This is a genomic window from Actinomyces timonensis DSM 23838 (assembly GCF_000295095.1).
In the GTDB taxonomy this organism is placed as follows: domain Bacteria; phylum Actinomycetota; class Actinomycetes; order Actinomycetales; family Actinomycetaceae; genus Actinomyces; species Actinomyces timonensis.
In genome coordinates this window covers 430,079-444,414 of sequence record NZ_JH806633.1, presented here as the reverse complement: position 1 = coordinate 444,414, position 14,336 = coordinate 430,079, and the positions used below count along the sequence as shown (strand labels likewise).

Annotated in this window: 15 protein-coding genes; 6 read left to right on the top strand and 9 right to left on the bottom strand. The window is 72.7% G+C overall.

From position 1 onward, the window contains the following. Nucleotides 1-73: 73 nt before the first annotated feature. The 4 genes from A1QA_RS0108455 to A1QA_RS0108435 form a co-directional block, all read right to left on the bottom strand. A complete protein-coding gene (locus tag A1QA_RS0108455; RefSeq protein ID WP_017178477.1) occupies nt 74-844 on the bottom strand; it encodes a hypothetical protein in 771 nt (256 codons plus the stop codon). Nucleotides 845-847: 3 nt separating this feature from the next. Then, complete coding sequence (locus A1QA_RS15955) at nt 848-1,036, bottom strand: hypothetical protein (protein WP_154652333.1); 189 nt, start codon at nt 1,034-1,036, stop codon at nt 848-850. Between the two features lie 116 nt (nt 1,037-1,152). Continuing rightward, on the bottom strand, nt 1,153-2,598 hold the full coding sequence (locus A1QA_RS0108445) for a class I SAM-dependent RNA methyltransferase (protein ID WP_154652332.1): 1,446 nt from the start codon (nt 2,596-2,598) through the stop codon (nt 1,153-1,155). Beyond that, nucleotides 2,595-4,658: an APC family permease gene (locus A1QA_RS0108435; RefSeq protein ID WP_017178474.1), complete on the bottom strand. Its 2,064-nt coding sequence runs from the start codon at nt 4,656-4,658 to the stop codon at nt 2,595-2,597. Before A1QA_RS0108435 ends, A1QA_RS0108445 begins: the two co-directional genes overlap by 4 nt. Nucleotides 4,659-4,716: 58 nt before the next feature. Between A1QA_RS0108435 and A1QA_RS0108430 the strand changes: the two genes are divergently transcribed. Both A1QA_RS0108430 and A1QA_RS0108425 read left to right on the top strand, forming a co-directional pair. After that, nucleotides 4,717-5,382: a potassium channel family protein gene (locus A1QA_RS0108430; RefSeq protein WP_017178473.1), complete on the top strand. Its 666-nt coding sequence runs from the start codon at nt 4,717-4,719 to the stop codon at nt 5,380-5,382. A gap of 3 nt (nt 5,383-5,385) precedes the next feature. Further along, nucleotides 5,386-6,051, top strand: a complete 666-nt coding sequence (locus tag A1QA_RS0108425; protein ID WP_017178472.1) for a potassium channel family protein — start codon at nt 5,386-5,388, stop codon at nt 6,049-6,051. A 36-nt stretch (nt 6,052-6,087) separates the two neighbouring features. On the opposite strand, the gene A1QA_RS0108420 is transcribed toward A1QA_RS0108425, so the two are convergent. From A1QA_RS0108420 to A1QA_RS0108405, 4 genes are all read right to left on the bottom strand, one after another. Then, complete coding sequence (locus A1QA_RS0108420; RefSeq protein ID WP_017178471.1) at nt 6,088-6,795, bottom strand: DUF3159 domain-containing protein; 708 nt, start codon at nt 6,793-6,795, stop codon at nt 6,088-6,090. Beyond that, nucleotides 6,792-7,178 (bottom strand): OB-fold nucleic acid binding domain-containing protein, encoded by a 387-nt coding sequence (locus tag A1QA_RS0108415; protein ID WP_017178470.1) that lies wholly within the window; start codon nt 7,176-7,178, stop codon nt 6,792-6,794. The genes A1QA_RS0108420 and A1QA_RS0108415 overlap by 4 nt, the downstream gene beginning before the upstream one ends. Further along, entirely contained in the window at nt 7,175-7,900 is a 726-nt protein-coding gene (locus tag A1QA_RS0108410) for a DUF3710 domain-containing protein (RefSeq protein WP_017178469.1), read from the bottom strand. Before A1QA_RS0108410 ends, A1QA_RS0108415 begins: the two co-directional genes overlap by 4 nt. 79 nt (nt 7,901-7,979) lie before the next feature. Then, a complete protein-coding gene (locus A1QA_RS0108405; protein ID WP_017178468.1) occupies nt 7,980-8,288 on the bottom strand; it encodes a DUF4193 domain-containing protein in 309 nt (102 codons plus the stop codon). Nucleotides 8,289-8,556: 268 nt separating this feature from the next. On the opposite strand from A1QA_RS0108405, the gene sepH reads away from it, so the two are divergent. Continuing rightward, on the top strand, nt 8,557-9,771 hold the full coding sequence (gene sepH, locus A1QA_RS0108400; protein ID WP_017178467.1) for a septation protein SepH: 1,215 nt from the start codon (nt 8,557-8,559) through the stop codon (nt 9,769-9,771). Between the two features lie 11 nt (nt 9,772-9,782). Here the strand turns inward: sepH and A1QA_RS0108395 are convergent, their stop codons facing one another. Beyond that, complete coding sequence (locus A1QA_RS0108395; RefSeq protein WP_051000577.1) at nt 9,783-11,102, bottom strand: alkaline phosphatase family protein; 1,320 nt, start codon at nt 11,100-11,102, stop codon at nt 9,783-9,785. 70 nt (nt 11,103-11,172) lie between these two features. Here A1QA_RS0108395 and A1QA_RS0108390 point away from each other — a divergent pair, with 70 nt between their 5' ends. From A1QA_RS0108390 to A1QA_RS0108380, 3 genes are all read left to right on the top strand, one after another. Continuing rightward, complete coding sequence (locus tag A1QA_RS0108390; protein WP_017178465.1) at nt 11,173-13,671, top strand: DNA gyrase/topoisomerase IV subunit A; 2,499 nt, start codon at nt 11,173-11,175, stop codon at nt 13,669-13,671. Nucleotides 13,672-13,752: 81 nt separating this feature from the next. Next, nucleotides 13,753-14,034 carry a type II toxin-antitoxin system RelE/ParE family toxin gene (locus A1QA_RS0108385; RefSeq protein ID WP_017178464.1) on the top strand — a complete coding sequence of 94 codons (282 nt, stop codon included), beginning with the start codon at nt 13,753-13,755 and terminating at the stop codon, nt 14,032-14,034. Between the two features lie 8 nt (nt 14,035-14,042). After that, on the top strand, nt 14,043-14,336 hold the full coding sequence (locus A1QA_RS0108380; RefSeq protein ID WP_017178463.1) for a HigA family addiction module antitoxin: 294 nt from the start codon (nt 14,043-14,045) through the stop codon (nt 14,334-14,336).

Sequence of the window (14,336 nt, the reverse complement as noted above, 5' to 3'; positions counted from 1 at the left end):
CCGGACAAGGCGCTGGGGCGGCCCGGGGCCGAGCCGGCGCGAGGCCGAGCCGCCCCAGGGCCGCCCCGTCGATTCAGCCTCCAACGGCCCATCGGGTCACGGACATGGAGCCCGCCGAGTAGGTGACGAGGTCGATGTGATCGGCGCCCCAGGTGGGCTGGCCCGCGAAGCCGATGGTCGAGACGCCGGTGGGAGCCCCATTGGCGCCCGCGAGGGCGTCGCCGAGGTCCTGGCTCCAGGCCTCAGGCAGGGCGAGGATCGCCTTGTAGGTCGTCGCGTTCCACGTGGAGGTGTCCACCGCCTTGTAGCCCGTGCGCGCCACGAGCCTGGCCTTGCCGTCCTTGGTCTCCAGGAGCACTATCGCATCGCTGGAGGAGTCGTGGGCGAGGGGCGAGAACGCGCCCACCTGCGCCGCGAGGTCCTCGGTGACCGCGTCGCCGGAGCCGGCGTCCGGCAGGGAGGCGACCGTCGGGGATGGGCCGATGAGGCAGGCCTTGTGCTCCGGGTCGGCCACGACCGCCTTCGCGTCCTCCCCTGTGGCGCAGGACGAGGCGAAGGGGGCCCTGGACCCCGAGACAACATTCATGAGCGGCTGGCCCGCGGAGTCGAGGACGGTGGCGAGAACAGCTGGCGAGCTCGGGGCGGCGTCTTTGTAGTAGGGCGCCATGGTCACCAGGAGCGAGCCATCCGCAAGGGCGCTCATCGTCGTCTCAATGCCATCGGCGCCCGTCTCCGGCACAACGAGGGTCGATACCGTCGCACCGGTGGTGGCGTCAATGACCTTGTCGTCGACGATCATGAGGTCCGTGCCCGGCGCTGTGGCCATGGAGCCCGACCCGTCCATGGATCACTTCTCCTCGCCGGTCACAGGATCGATGCCCTTGGAGGATTGAGCGGCGGCAGTCGTGCTCGCCGCCCCGCCGGAGGAGGAGTCCTCGCTCGAGCAGGCGGAGATGGCCAGGAGCAGCGTCGCGGCGGCGAATGCCGCGAGGACGCGCGAGCGGGCGGGCAGGGGCGCGGGCAAGAGAGAAACCATGCCTCCAGGCTATGGGCCAGATCTCAATCCCGCAGCCATATCGCAACGCTTATTCCCATATGACTCGCCGTCATGTCCCCCAGCCACTCACAGCCCCATCCATGATCGGGCAGCGGTCAGGACCGGTGGAGCACCGCGATCGTCTCGAAGTGGTGGGTGTGGGGGAACATGTCGAGGGCGCGCAAGCCCTCCAGGCGGTAGCCGCCGCGCAGGAGGGAGCCCAGGTCCCTCGCCAGGGCGGCGGGGTCGCAGGCCACGAGGACGACCCGCTCGGGCCCGACCTCGACGATCGCCTCGACGACGTCCTTGCCGGCCCCCTGGCGGGGAGGGTCGAGGACGACGACATCGGCGCCCTGGTCCCTCCCGAGGCCGAAGGAGCGCCCGAGCTCGGCCACCGACGCGGCCGTCACCCGGCCCGCCATGAGCCGGGCCGACGGGGCCGGGCGCAGGTTGCGGTCGGCGTCGCGCACCGCGCGCTCGGAGCCCTCCAGGGAGATGACCTCGCCTGCCAGCAGCGCCAGGGGGAGGGTGAGGAGGCCGGAGCCGGAGTAGAGCTCCAAGACGCGGGGCCCGCCACGCCGCTCGGCTCCGGCGGCGCCGGGCGCGGCAGCCTCATCGCCCAGGGCGCCACGGGCGACCGCCTCCACGAGCACACGCGGGGCGTCGCGGTGGATCTGCCAGAAGGCGTCGGCGCGCACCGCGTAGCGCAGCTCGCCCAGGCCCAGTCCCGAGGCGTCGACGGACTCGTCGACCCGCTGCCTGCTCATCGGGCGCCCGGCGGCGGACAGGACTTTGCCGTCGACGATGACCACGGGCGCGCTGGCGCTGGGGGCGACGGCCTCGACGTGGCGGGCCCTCGCCAGGCAAGCGCGCCAGGAATCGCGGGTGGTCAGGCCCAGGTCCCGGATCGCGGGGACTGCCAGGGGGAGGTCGCGCACGGGCAGGATCTCCGCGGAGCGGAAGACGTGCATGCCGGGGGCGCCGCCCTCGCCGATGGCGAGCTCGATGCGGGTGCGGGTGCCGGTGCCCGCCAGGGCGCGGGTCTGGGGGTCCTCGCTGGCCTCGGCGGCGGCCTCGGAGGGCATGGGCTCGACGGGCACACCCCCGGGGGGAGTCGATGAGGGCAGGGCCCGGACAGCGTCGGCGACCTCGGGCCCACCGATGCGGCGCAGGCAGTCGGCCAGGACCCAGCGCTTCCAGGTGCGCTGGGCCGGCAGGGCGACATGGGACAGCTCTCCCCCGCCGACGCCGCCGGGCCCGGCCTCGGGCCAGACGGGCTCGACCCGGTCCGGGGAGGCGGTGAGCACCTCGATGGCGTCGGCCCGCCACATCTTGGAGGTCTGAGCGGTGATGCGCGCCCGCACGGTCTCCCCCGGCAGGGCGTGGCGCACGAACACGACTCGGCCATTCGGCTCGCCCTGGGGGCGGGCCACGCAGTGCCCACCGTGGGCGGGAGGCCCGACGACGAGGGTCATCTCCTCCGGTGCCTTCCCGGCGCCCGGGGCGCCTGCCCGGCGGTCGGGGCGGCGCCCCTGCGCGCTCGACGCGCTCGGGGCGCTCATGGCCTCTCCCCCGCGCCGCGACGGCGGGCTCGCGAGCCGCGGCGCACCGCCTCATCGGCGTCGACGATGCCGGTGGTGGGGGCCAGGCGCCGCTGCTGGCGGGCCTGCCTCAGGCCGGGCGCCCCCAGCTGCCATGGCACCGAGGCCACGACCACCCCGGGGGTGAACAGGAGCGCCGTCTTGATGCGCAGCGCCATCTGGTTGTGCAGGGCCTGCTCCCACCAGTGCTTGACGAGGTACTCGGGGATGAAGACGACGACGAGGTCGCGCGGTGACTCCCGGCGCACCGAGCGCACGTAGGCGATGACCGAGCGGGTGATGTCCCGGTAGGGCGAGTCGAGGACGGTCAGGGGCACCTGGAGGTCCGCCTCGTCCCAGTCCTCCAGGAGCTGGTCGGCCCGGTCGTCCCCGATATCCACGGTGAGGGCCTCGATGGAGGTGGGGTTGGTGGACATCGCGTAGGTGAGGGCCCGCAGGGTGGGCTTGTGGAGGCTGGAGGCGAGCACGATGGCGTGGACGTGGGCGGGCAGCACCCGGGAGTCGTGCAGGTCGGTGATGGCGAGCTCGTCGTGGACCCTGTCGTAGTGGCGGCGGATCCGGTTCATGACGAGGAAGATGATCGCCATGATCGTCAGCGTGATCCAGGCGCCGCGGGTGAGCTTGGTGATGAGGACGACGACGAGGACGATCCCTGTCGCCACCAGGCCGATGCTGTTGACGATCCGGGAGCGGCTCATCTGGGAGCGCTGCCGGGGGTCGGAGGCGGTGGCCAGCTCGCGGGTCCAGTGGCGCACCATGCCGATCTGGGACAGCGTGAAGGAGATGAACACGCCCACGATGTACAGCTGGATGAGGCGGTTGGTGTCGGCCTCGAAGCCGACGATGAAGGCGATCGCCCCGAGCCACAGGGCGATGATCCCGTTGGAGTAGGCCAGGCGGTCGCCGCGCTGGGTGAGCTGGCGGGGCAGGAAGCCGTCGGCGGCGAGCACGCTGGCGAGCACGGGGAAGCCGTTGAAGGCGGTGTTGGCGGCGAGGACAAGGATGAGTCCCGTCACGGCCGTCACCAGGTAGAACATGGGTGTGAAGTTGGCGAACACGGTGGCCGCCAGCTGGCCGATGACCGGGTCCTGGTGGTAGTCCTCCCCCACGGGCAAGCCGTGCGAGGTGAGCTGGGTGACGGGGTCCTCCACCATGTGGATGCCGGTGGCGCCGGCCAGGTGGATGATCGACATGAGCATGGCCGCGGCGATGGCGCCGAGCATGAGCAGCGTCGTCGCCGCGTTCTTCGACTTGGGGCGCTGGAAGCTGGGGACGCCGTTGGAGATGGCCTCCACGCCGGTGAGGGCCGCGCAGCCGGAGGAGAAGGCCCTCAGGATGAGGAAGGCCCCGGCGAGCCCGGTCAGCCCGGAGTCCCAGCCGGGCCCGGCGACGACGTCGAAGGCCGCGGACTGGGCCTGGCCCAGCGTCCCCATGGCCTCCTGGACGAATCCGGTGACGGCCAGGGCGCCGATCGCGATCATGTAGATGTAGGTGGGGATGGCGAAGGCGCCGCCGGCCTCGCGGGTGCCGCGCAGGTTAAGCACGGCGAGGATCGTGGACACGCCGACGGCGATCTCCACCTTGTAGGGGGCGGCCGCGGGCAGGGCGGTCACGAGGTAGGACGAGCCCGAGGAGATGGACACCGCGACGGTCAGGACGTAGTCGGCCAGCAGCGCGGAGGCCACGGTGAGGCCGGCGTGCGAGCCGAGGTTGGTGGAGACGACCTCGTAGTCCCCGCCGCCCGAGGGGTAGGCGTGGACGGTCTGGCGGTAGGAGGCCACGACGATGAGCAGCACGCCCACAACCGCCAGCGCCACCCAGGGCGACAGAGCTGTGGCGGCCACGCCCGCCAGGGCGAGGGTCACGATCACCTCGTCCGGGGCGTATCCGACGGATGACAGGGCATCCGAGGCGAAGACCGGCAGGGCGATCCGCTTGGGCAGGAGGGTCTCGCCGAGGGCCCCGCTGGGCACGGGGCGGCCGACGAGGAGCCGCTTGACGCGGTCGGCGAAGTCACGCACGAACCCGAATGCTATGCCCGCGCTCGGCATCGGCCAAGAATGAGGGTACGGTTCGGTCGTGCACTTCGTCATCATGGGCTGCGGACGGGTCGGCGCCACCATGGCCGCCCAGCTGGACCGCATGGGCCATTCCGTGGCCGTCATCGACAGGAACTCCGAATCGTTCCGGCGCCTTCCCAAGGATTTCAACGGCCGCAAGGTCAAGGGCGTGGGCTTCGACCGCGACGCCCTGGAGCAGGCCGGGATCGACGAGGCCTACGCCTTCGCCGCCGTGTCCAACGGGGACAACTCCAACATCGTCTCGGCCCGCGTGGCGCGCGAGACCTTCGGCGTCGAGCACGTGGTGGCCCGGATCTACGACACCAACCGCGCCGACGTCTACGAGCGCCTCGGCATCCCGACGGTGGCCACCGTGCGCCGCACGGCGGACCAGATGATGCGCTGGATCCTTCCCGGCGGATCGGCCAGGGAGGCCGAGGATCCCTCGGGCGCGGTCTCCCTCGTCCAGCCCGACGCCTCATCGGGCTGGGTGGGCACGTCGGTCGCGACCATCGAGGAGCGCGTGGGCGGCCGCGTCGCCTGGATCTCCCGGGGCTCGGGGGCGCTCGTGCCCGAGCCGACCACCCTGCTGCAGGAGCACGACCGCCTCCACCTGGCGGTCGCCACCGAGCGCATCGCCGCCGCGCAGCGCGTCCTGTCCCGCCCGCCCGTCCAGGAGGCCTGAGCCATGAAGATCCTCATCGCCGGAGCCGGCAGCGTGGGGCGCTCCATCGCCCGCGAGCTCATCAGCCACGGCCACGAGGTCACGCTCGTGGACCGCTCGGCGGAGGCCATGCGCCTGTCCGCCGTCCCCGACGCCGACTGGCAGCTCGCCGACGCCTGCGACGTCGAGGCCCTGGAGGACGCCGGGGCCGGCGAGTGCGACGTCGTCGTGGCCTGCACGGGGGACGACAAGGCGAACCTCGTCATCTCCCTGCTGTGCAAGACCGAGTACGGGGTCCCCCGCACGGTGGCGCGCGTCAACAACCCCAAGAACGAGTGGCTCTTCGACGAGACCTGGGGCGTGGACGTGGCCGTCTCGACGCCGCGGATCATGACGGCGCTGGTGGAGGAGGCCGTGAGCGTGGGCTCGCTCGTCTCCCTGTTCACCTTCCACCAGTCCGGGGCCTTCATGCACGAGCTGACGCTGCCGGACGACTCCCCCATGATCGGCGAGCTCGTCCCCTCGGTGGTCCTGCCCCCTCACACGGTGCTCACCGCCATCCTGCGCGAGTACCGGCCGATCACCCCCGATGAGGATGAGCGCTTCGAGCGGGGGGACGAGCTCATCTTCCTCACCGCCAAGGAGGGCGAGGCCACGCTCGTGGAGATCCCCGAGATCTTCAACGCCTGAGCCGGTCCTCGCGCGCGGCCGGGGCGGGGCCCTCCCCTAGTCGCGGGGCAGCACCAGGAGCCAGACGATCCACAGGGTCAGCGCGTACAGCGGCACCCCCAGGATGATCCTGGCGACCCCGAGGGGCCCGACGGCGCCCGCGAGGTAGAGGGGGAGCTCGACGACCAGCCGCAGGGCGAACATGCCCGCGAGCACGGCGGTGCCCCAGGTGTAGCGGCGCCGGTCCCCCTTCAGCGCGGGGTCCTTGCGCCAGGCGGCCCAGCCCTGGCCGTCGCCGGAGTCGGTGGTGGCGCGCCACAGGCCCATGAGGACCCCGACGAGCGGCCAGCGCAGCGCCAGGGAGCCCGCGGTGACCGCGAGCCAGCCTGCGTTGATGAGCAGGCCGGTGATGTAGAAGTCCTCCGCCTTGCCCGTGCGCCACGCCCAGGCGGCGGAGATGAGGGCGAGGACCGCCCCGCCGATCACCTGGGTGAGGCCCTGGCGGGCGGCCAGGCGCGCCACGAGGGCGACGGCACTGATGGCCAGGGAGGCCACGAGCGCGGGGACGAGCGCGCTGGGGCGCAGGGCGACGACGGTGACGAAGACGAGCGTCGGCGCGACGGATTCGATGATGCCGCGCCAGCCGCCCACGGCGGCCGAGACGTCGAAGACCTGGCCGCCGATCGCGCCCAGTCCGCCCGTGGGCCTGGCCAGGCCGTCCTCGCGGGCGCCGGGTTCTTTTTCCGGGGAGAGTGCGTGGCTCATCGGCGGGCGCTCAGCAGCTCGTAGGCGGGGTTGAAGATCGTGGGCCTGGTGCGGCCGGCGACGACCATCCCCTCCACGGACAGGCGCGCGCCGGGCTCGATGCCCACGATGCGCCGGCGCCCCATCCACACCAGGTCGACGCTGCCCGTCCCGTCGAAGAGCTGGCCGACGAGAACCGGCCGGGCCTCGGAGGGGCGGTAGGTGACGGCACGCAGCACGCCTGTGACGCGCACGCGGTGGCGGGGGGCGATGCTGGCGATCTCCACCGCGCCGAGCCGCGCCAGGCGCTCACCCGTGGCGCGGGCCTCGTCGTCGGCGTCGAGGTCCTCCCGGCTGCGGCCGAGGGAGCGCAGGCGGGCGAGCAGGCCCGAGGCCGGGCTCATCGGACCTCGGCGATGGTGGGGCCGGGGGCGAGCGGGTCAAGGCCGGGAAGATCCTCGGCCTGGGGGGACACCGCGGCGCCCGGGATGTGGAGGGGGAGGATCTCGCGCGGGGGCCGGGCCTGGCCGTCGCGCACGACGACGACGCCCCGGAAGACGTCGCGCAGCTCGCGGGCGGCGGCCTCGTCGACGGCGGCGGGGCCCTGGAGCACGCCGCGCAGGAACCAGCGGGGGCCGTCGGCGCCGAGGAAGCGGACCTGGACCGTGCCGGTGGCGCCCTCGGCGTTGCGCACGGGGACCTCGGCGATGATCTCGATGCCGTTCTCGCCGTCGACCTCCTGGGTGCGGGCCTGGGCGCGGCCGAGCTCGTCGAGGATGTCGGCGCGCAGCTCGTCCCAGATGCCCTCCGTGCGCGGAGCGGCGAAGGCGCGCAGCTCCAGGGTGGAGCCGCCCAGGACGAGGGAGACGGCCTGGATGCCGCCGCCGGGGCCGGGGGACTCCATGCGCAGCTGCATGCCGTCGATGGCGGGGACCCTCAGGGAGCCGAGGTCGATGCGGGTGTCGTCGCCGTCGTCGTCGACCTCCTCGGAGTCCCAGGGGCCGTCGGCGGGCACGGCCGCGCCGGAGCGCGGGTCCTCGCCGCTGTCCTCGGGGAAGCCCGCGGAGCCCCCGGAGAGGGCGTCATCAGTGCCGCGCTCGCTCTTGCGGCGGGAGAACAGTGCCATGTGGGGCTCCTTCGGTACGGGGATTCTTCGCCGGGGTCAGCCGACGGCCGGGCGGCGGTCGCCGGGCGCCAGCCGGCAGTCAGCCGGCGCAGTCAGTGCACACCGGCAGGCCGGTGGCGTCGTCGATGTACGCGAGCTGGCTGCGGTGGTGGACGAGGAAGCACTCCGAGCATGTGAACTCGTCCTCGAGCTGGGGAACCACGTGGACGCTCAGCTCCTCGCGGGACAGATCGGCGCCGGGGAGCTCGAAGCCCTCGGCGACCTCGTTCTCATCCTCCTCGATCGCCTCGGAGGACTGATCCTTCTGCCGGGCAGCGGTCAGTTCCTCGATGGAATCGGCTTCGGGCTCGTCATCGTGCTTACGCGGGGCGTCGTAGTCAGTCGCCATGGGCCACGTCACTCTCTCTCGTCGACGGCTCGTCACGCGGGGTCCGGCAGCAGGGGCACTACCGGGCAGGCCCGCCTCCACGCAGAGGCGGTCCCGTTCAGAGCAGGGCACGCGCACCATAGCACCGCTGAGGATCTGCGCAACCCCCTGCGAGACGGGGCGTCCTGCCCACTCCGGAAGCGGCTCACCGGCGGGCCTCCCCGGCATCCTCGCCGCGTGATGGCAGGCTGTGCCCTGGAACGAGAGATCCTTGAGGAGGCACATTGCCATGATCGAGCTCGAGCTCCTGGGCGCGAACGGCGACACGGTCGTTCTGACGGATGCTGACGGCGAGCGCTACAGCGTTGTCATTGACGACGCCCTGCGCGCCGCGGTGCGTCGTGACCGAATCGCCGCCTTGCCTCAGCCCACGGACGCCGCGCCGACGGACTCCCCTGTGCGTCCCAAGGATCTCCAGTCCCTCATGCGGGCCGGTGCCTCGGCGGAGGAGGTTTCCGCCGCCACTGGTATGGACCTGGAGCATGTGCGCAAGTACGAAGGCCCGGTCATCGCCGAGCGCCGGTGGGCGGTCCAGCAGGCGCAGGCCTGCCGCATCGGCTGGGGCAAGGACTCCCCTGTCCTGGGCGACCTCGTCGTCGATCGCCTGGCCACACGCGCCGTCACGCCCGCGAGCCTGGAGTGGGACGCCATGCGCGAGGGCCGCGATCCCTGGCGCATCTCCCTCACTTTCGTCCAGGGCGCCCAGGAGAAGCAGGCGCGCTGGCTCCTCGACCTGTCCGCGCGCACGGTGACCGCTCTCGACGACGAGGCCCGCTGGCTGACCGAGGCGGCATCGCCGTCGTCGTGCCGCGCCGATGTCTTCGATCAGGACAGCGCCTCCGAGCCCGCTCCCTCCCGCTCGTCGCTGCGCACCAGCCGGACGGTGCCCACTGGCCTGCCCACGGTGGAGAGGCCCCTGGACAGCGCCCGGCCCGAGTCCTCACCCGCGATGGACCCCACCGACGCGCTCCTGGCGGACCTGGCCTCCAGCCGCGGCCGGCGCGTGGAGGTCGAGATCCCCGACGACGAGAACCCGGCTGACGCCGATAGCGGCGACCCCGCCGCGTCCCAGGACCAGCCCCAGGGCGAGGCCCAGGTGCTGTCGATGGAGGGGCGCCGTCGCCGCGCCAAGGGCTCGTCCAACCACCCTGCCGGCAAGCGCAGGGCAGGCGCCCAGGGCGCCGGCGAGGGCCAGGAGGAGGGCCCCGACGCGAAGGACTCGACGGGCTCGGGCAAGAAGGGCGCCAGGTCCCGGCGCGGCAAGGCTGTCGAGCCCGACGACGTCTCCGATCCCACCACGGAGGTCTCAGCGGTGGCCCGCGTCAGCGGCGTCCGCCAGGAGGCGCTGCCCGAGATGCCTCAGGCCCCCGCCAAGCCCAAGCGGCGCGCGCGCCGCTCCGTGCCCTCCTGGGACGAGATCGTCTTCGGCGCCAAGCCCGAGTAAGCGCCACGTCCTCAGGCGCGCGTGATGAGCAGGGGGATGCGCGTCTCGGCGCCGGTGAAGGAGCCGTGGACGCCGGGCATCCCCAGGACGGTATCGGTGTGGACGCGCGGGTCGAGCACCACCCAGGCGCCCGCGGCCGCCACGAGGACATCCCCGGTCACGCCGCGCGCCCTCTCGCCGAGGGGGCCGAGGTGCTCGCCGGCCTCGTCGCGAGTCCCGACCCAGAGCGCCCTCTCCCCCAGCTCGGCGCGCCAGCGCTCGGCGACGGCGCTGGCCCGCTCGGCGCGCTCGGCGTCGTCCCGGCCGCCGACGTAGAGGTGGGTGAAGCGCGGTTCCCCGGCCACGCAGACGACGTCGCGCATGAGGCCCGGCGAGTCGGTGATGAGGAGTCGGTGCTCGTCGTCGGTGTCCACCATGCCGTGGTCGGCGGTGAGCATGATCCGCGTGCCGCGCGGGACGCGGCGCTGGAGCTCGGCCACGAGGGCGTCCAGGCGCTCCAACTGGGCCAACCACTTCTCCGAGCGCCACCCGTGGGCATGCCCAGCATGATCGAGCTCCCCCACGTAGAGGTAGACGAGCGGGACGCCGCGCCGCAGGGCCTCGGCGGCGCGCCCAGCGCGCTGCTCCATGGCGTCGGCGCCGATATGGGGGGCGCCGCGAAGGCCCGCCTCGGTCAGGCCCGATCCGGCGAAGCGGGCGGGCCCGATGGTGATGGCCAGGGGCGCCTCCGCCGAGGAGCCGTCTGGGAGGCGCAGGCGCTCGAAGATCGTGGGCACGTCCTGCCAGGCGCGAGGGTCCGGGCAGCGCCCCTCCCAGGAGATGAGGCTGATGAGGTCCTCACTGCTGGGGGCGCCACCGGCGGAGGCGGGGGGCAGCAGGGGGTTGCGCACCGAGTAGCCGACCATCCCGGTGGCCCCGGGCAGGGCGCCGGTGCCGAGGGCGGTGAGGGCGGCCGCCGTCGTCGAGGGACGGCAGGTGACGGCCTCGGGGCCAGGTCCGCTGCCCGCGCTGGCGGCGGCCTCGGAGGCGGCGAGCAGGCCCCGCAGGGCAGGGGCGTGCCCGCGGCGCTCGCGCAACTGGTCCAGGCCAAGCCCGTCGACGAGCACGACGACGGTCGGCGCGCAGGAGTCCGCTCCCGCACCGGCTGCCCCGCCAGTGGGGAGGAGCCCCCAGCGCTCGGCGGCCTGGAGGGCCTCGTCTTGCGTGAGCGCGCCGTCGGGCCCCTCGGCGAGGGCCGGCCCGGAGGCAAGGGCGGCCGCGCCCAGGACCTCGCGCACGTGCGGAACGGGTGAGGCCACTGGCCGATCCGCCGGGTCTCTCGCCGTCGTCATGCGGTCATTGTGCCACCGGGCACGGGTGTCGCTGTTGGAGCGAGGGGCAGGGGGACCGGAGAATGCCCCCATGCCGAAGTCCGCCACCCAGACGCCCCCTCCGACCGACGGCGCGATCGTCGAGCAGGATCTCTCCAGCGAGATGCGCTCGAGCTTCCTGGAGTACGCCTACTCCGTCATCTACTCCCGCGCCCTGCCGGACGCGCGCGACGGCCTCAAGCCCGTCCAGCGCCGCATCCTGTTCCAGATGGACCGCATGGGACTGCGCCCGGACCGCCCGCATGTGAAGTCCTCGCGCGTCGTCGGCGACGTCATGGGCAAGCTGCACCCCCACGGCGATGTGGCGATCTACGAGGCGCTCGTGCGCCTGGCCCAGCCCTTCACCATGCGCCTGCCGCTCATCGACGGGCACGGCAACTTCGGCTCCCTCGACGACGGCCCCGCCGCCCCCCGCTACACCGAGGCGCGCCTGGCCGCGCCCGCCCTGCCGCTGACGGCGGATATCGACGAGGACACCGTCGACTTCGCCCCGAACTACGACTACACGCTCACCGAGCCGGAGGTGCTTCCCGCGGCCTTCCCGAACCTGCTGGTCAATGGGGCCTCCGGGATCGCCGTCGGCATGGCGACGAATATGCCGCCGCACAACCTGGGCGAGGTCGTGAGCGCGGCCCGCCACCTCATCGAGCACCCGCAGGCCACGCTGGAGGACCTCATGGCCTTCGTGCCGGGCCCGGACCTGCCCGCGGGCGGCATGATCGTGGGCCTGGACGGCATCCGGGAGGCCTACCGGACGGGCCGCGGCAAGTTCCTCACGCGCGCCACCGCGCGCATCGAGAACGTGACGGCCCGCAAGAAGGGCATCGTCGTCACCGAGCTGCCCTACCTCGTGGGCCCGGAGAAGATCATCGCGGCCATCAAGGACAAGGTCGCCTCCAAGAAGCTCCAGGGCATCACCGACGTCGCCGATCTGACCGATCGCAAGAACGGCACCCGCCTGGTCATCGGGGTGAAGAACGGATACAACCCCGAGGCGGTCCTCAGCCAGCTCTACCGCCACACCCCGCTGGAGGACTCCTTCGGGATCAACAACGTGTGCCTCGTGGATGGCCAGCCCCGCACCCTGGGGCTGCGCGAGCTGCTCGAGGTCTTCGTGGGCCACCGCCTGACGGTGGTGGAGCGGCGCACCCGCTTCCGCCTGGGCAAGCGGCGCGAGCGCGCGCACCTCGTGGACGGCCTGCTCATCGCCATCCTCGACATCGACGAGGTCATCGCCCTCATCCGCTCCTCGGAGGACGCCGCGACGGCCCGCACCCGCCTCCAGCAGGTCTTCGACCTGTCCGAGGCGCAGGCCTCCTACATCCTGGAGCTCCAGCTGCGGCGCCTGACGAAGTTCTCCGTCATCGAGCTGGAGAAGGAGCGCGACGAGCTGGCCCGGGAGATCGAGGCCCTGGAGGCGATCCTCGCCGACGACGTCCTCCTGCGCCGGGTGGTCTCCCGCGAGCTGGCGTCGGTCTCCGAGGAGTTCGCCACGCCGCGCCGCACCGTGCTGCTGGAGGCGGCGGGCGCCGCTGGCCCCCAGTCCGCCGCCAGCGCGGGGAGCCCGGACGGGGCCGCCTTGATGGGCCTCATGGCCGGGGGCAAGGATGTGCCCTTGACGATCCCGGACGACCCGTGCCGGATCCTGCTGTCCGCCACGGGACTCGTGGCGCGCACGGCGGGGGCCGAGCCCGTGGCCCGCTCGGGGGCGAGGCAGTCCCATGACGCCCTGGCCTCCCAGGTGGCGACGACGGCGCGCGGCCGGGTGGGCGCGGTGACCGACACCGGCCGCCTCGTTCGCCTCGACGTGGTCTCCGCCCCCGAGGTCCCGCGCCTGGAGGGGGCGCCCTCCTTGGCGGGGGGCACCCCTGTGCGCCTCCTGGTGGAGATCGAGCCGGAGGAGCGCGTCGTGGGGCTCGTGCCGGTGGGCGATCCCGCCGCCGCCCCGATCGTCCTGGCGACGGCGGCCGGCGTCATCAAGCGCGTCAAGGTGGGCGATGAGCCCGCCCGCGGGGATTCCTGGGAGGTCATCTCCCTGGCCGACGGCGACTCCGTGGTCTTCGCGGGCACGGCCGCCGACACCGATGTGCTCGTCCTCGTGGCCTCGGACGCCCAGCTGCTGCGCTTCGAGGCCTCGAAGGTGCGCCCGCAGGGCCGCGCGGCCGGCGGCATGGCGGGGATCAGCCTGCACGACGGCGCCCGGGTGGTCGCCGCATCGGCGGTGAGCGCCGACCTGCTGGCCGAGGCGGTCGTCGTGACCGTGGCCGCCAGCGCGGGCGCCCTGCCCGGCACTGGCGGCAGCGTCAAGGTGACGCCCCTGGACCGCTACCCGGCCAAGGGCCGGGCGACGGGGGGCGTGCGGGCGCAGCGCTTCCTTCGCGGCGAGGACGAACTGGTCCTGGCCTGGGTGGGCGTGGGCCCGGCGCGCGCCGTCGGCTCGGGCGGCCAGAGCATCACCCTGCCGGGCCCCGACGAGCGCCGCGATGCCTCCGGCATCCCGACCGTCGCCCCCATCACCGCCATCGGCTGATCCCTCGACCGGCGACGCCCGCCGCCTCGTGGGACTTCGGCGCAGTAGCACTGTAGTAACGTCTCGCGTTACTATGGTGGCATGATCCAGTCCTTCACCGACAAGCGCACGGAGAAGGTCTGGCTGCGTCAAAGGGTTTCGAGCATGGGTCCTGACCTGCAGAGGAGCGCGCACCGAAAACTGTTGATTCTCAATCGATCCGCCTCCCTCAATGATCTCCGGGTCCCCCCGGGCAATCGCCTGGAGCGACTTCAGGGAGATCGCACTGGCCAGCACTCAATCAGGATCAACGACCAGTTCCGCATCTGCTTCGTCTGGACCGAGTCGGGCCCACACGAGGTCGAAATCATCGATTACCACTAGGAGGAACCATGAGCGCACGAGCGCATGAGCCGGTTCACCCTGGGGAGATCCTCCTGGAGGAGTTCCTCGTCCCAATGGGGATCTCCCAGTACCGCCTCGCTCACGCCATCGGCGTGCCCGCCCGTAGGATCAACGAGATCGTCCATGGCAAGAGGCGCATCACTGCCGACACCGGCCTGCGCCTCTCCCGTGCCCTTGGGATGAGCGACGGCTTCTGGACAGGACTTCAACTCGACTACGACACCGCGGTCGCTATCGACTCCCTCGAGGACGAACTGCGCGGCATCCCCGTGCTGGTCTGA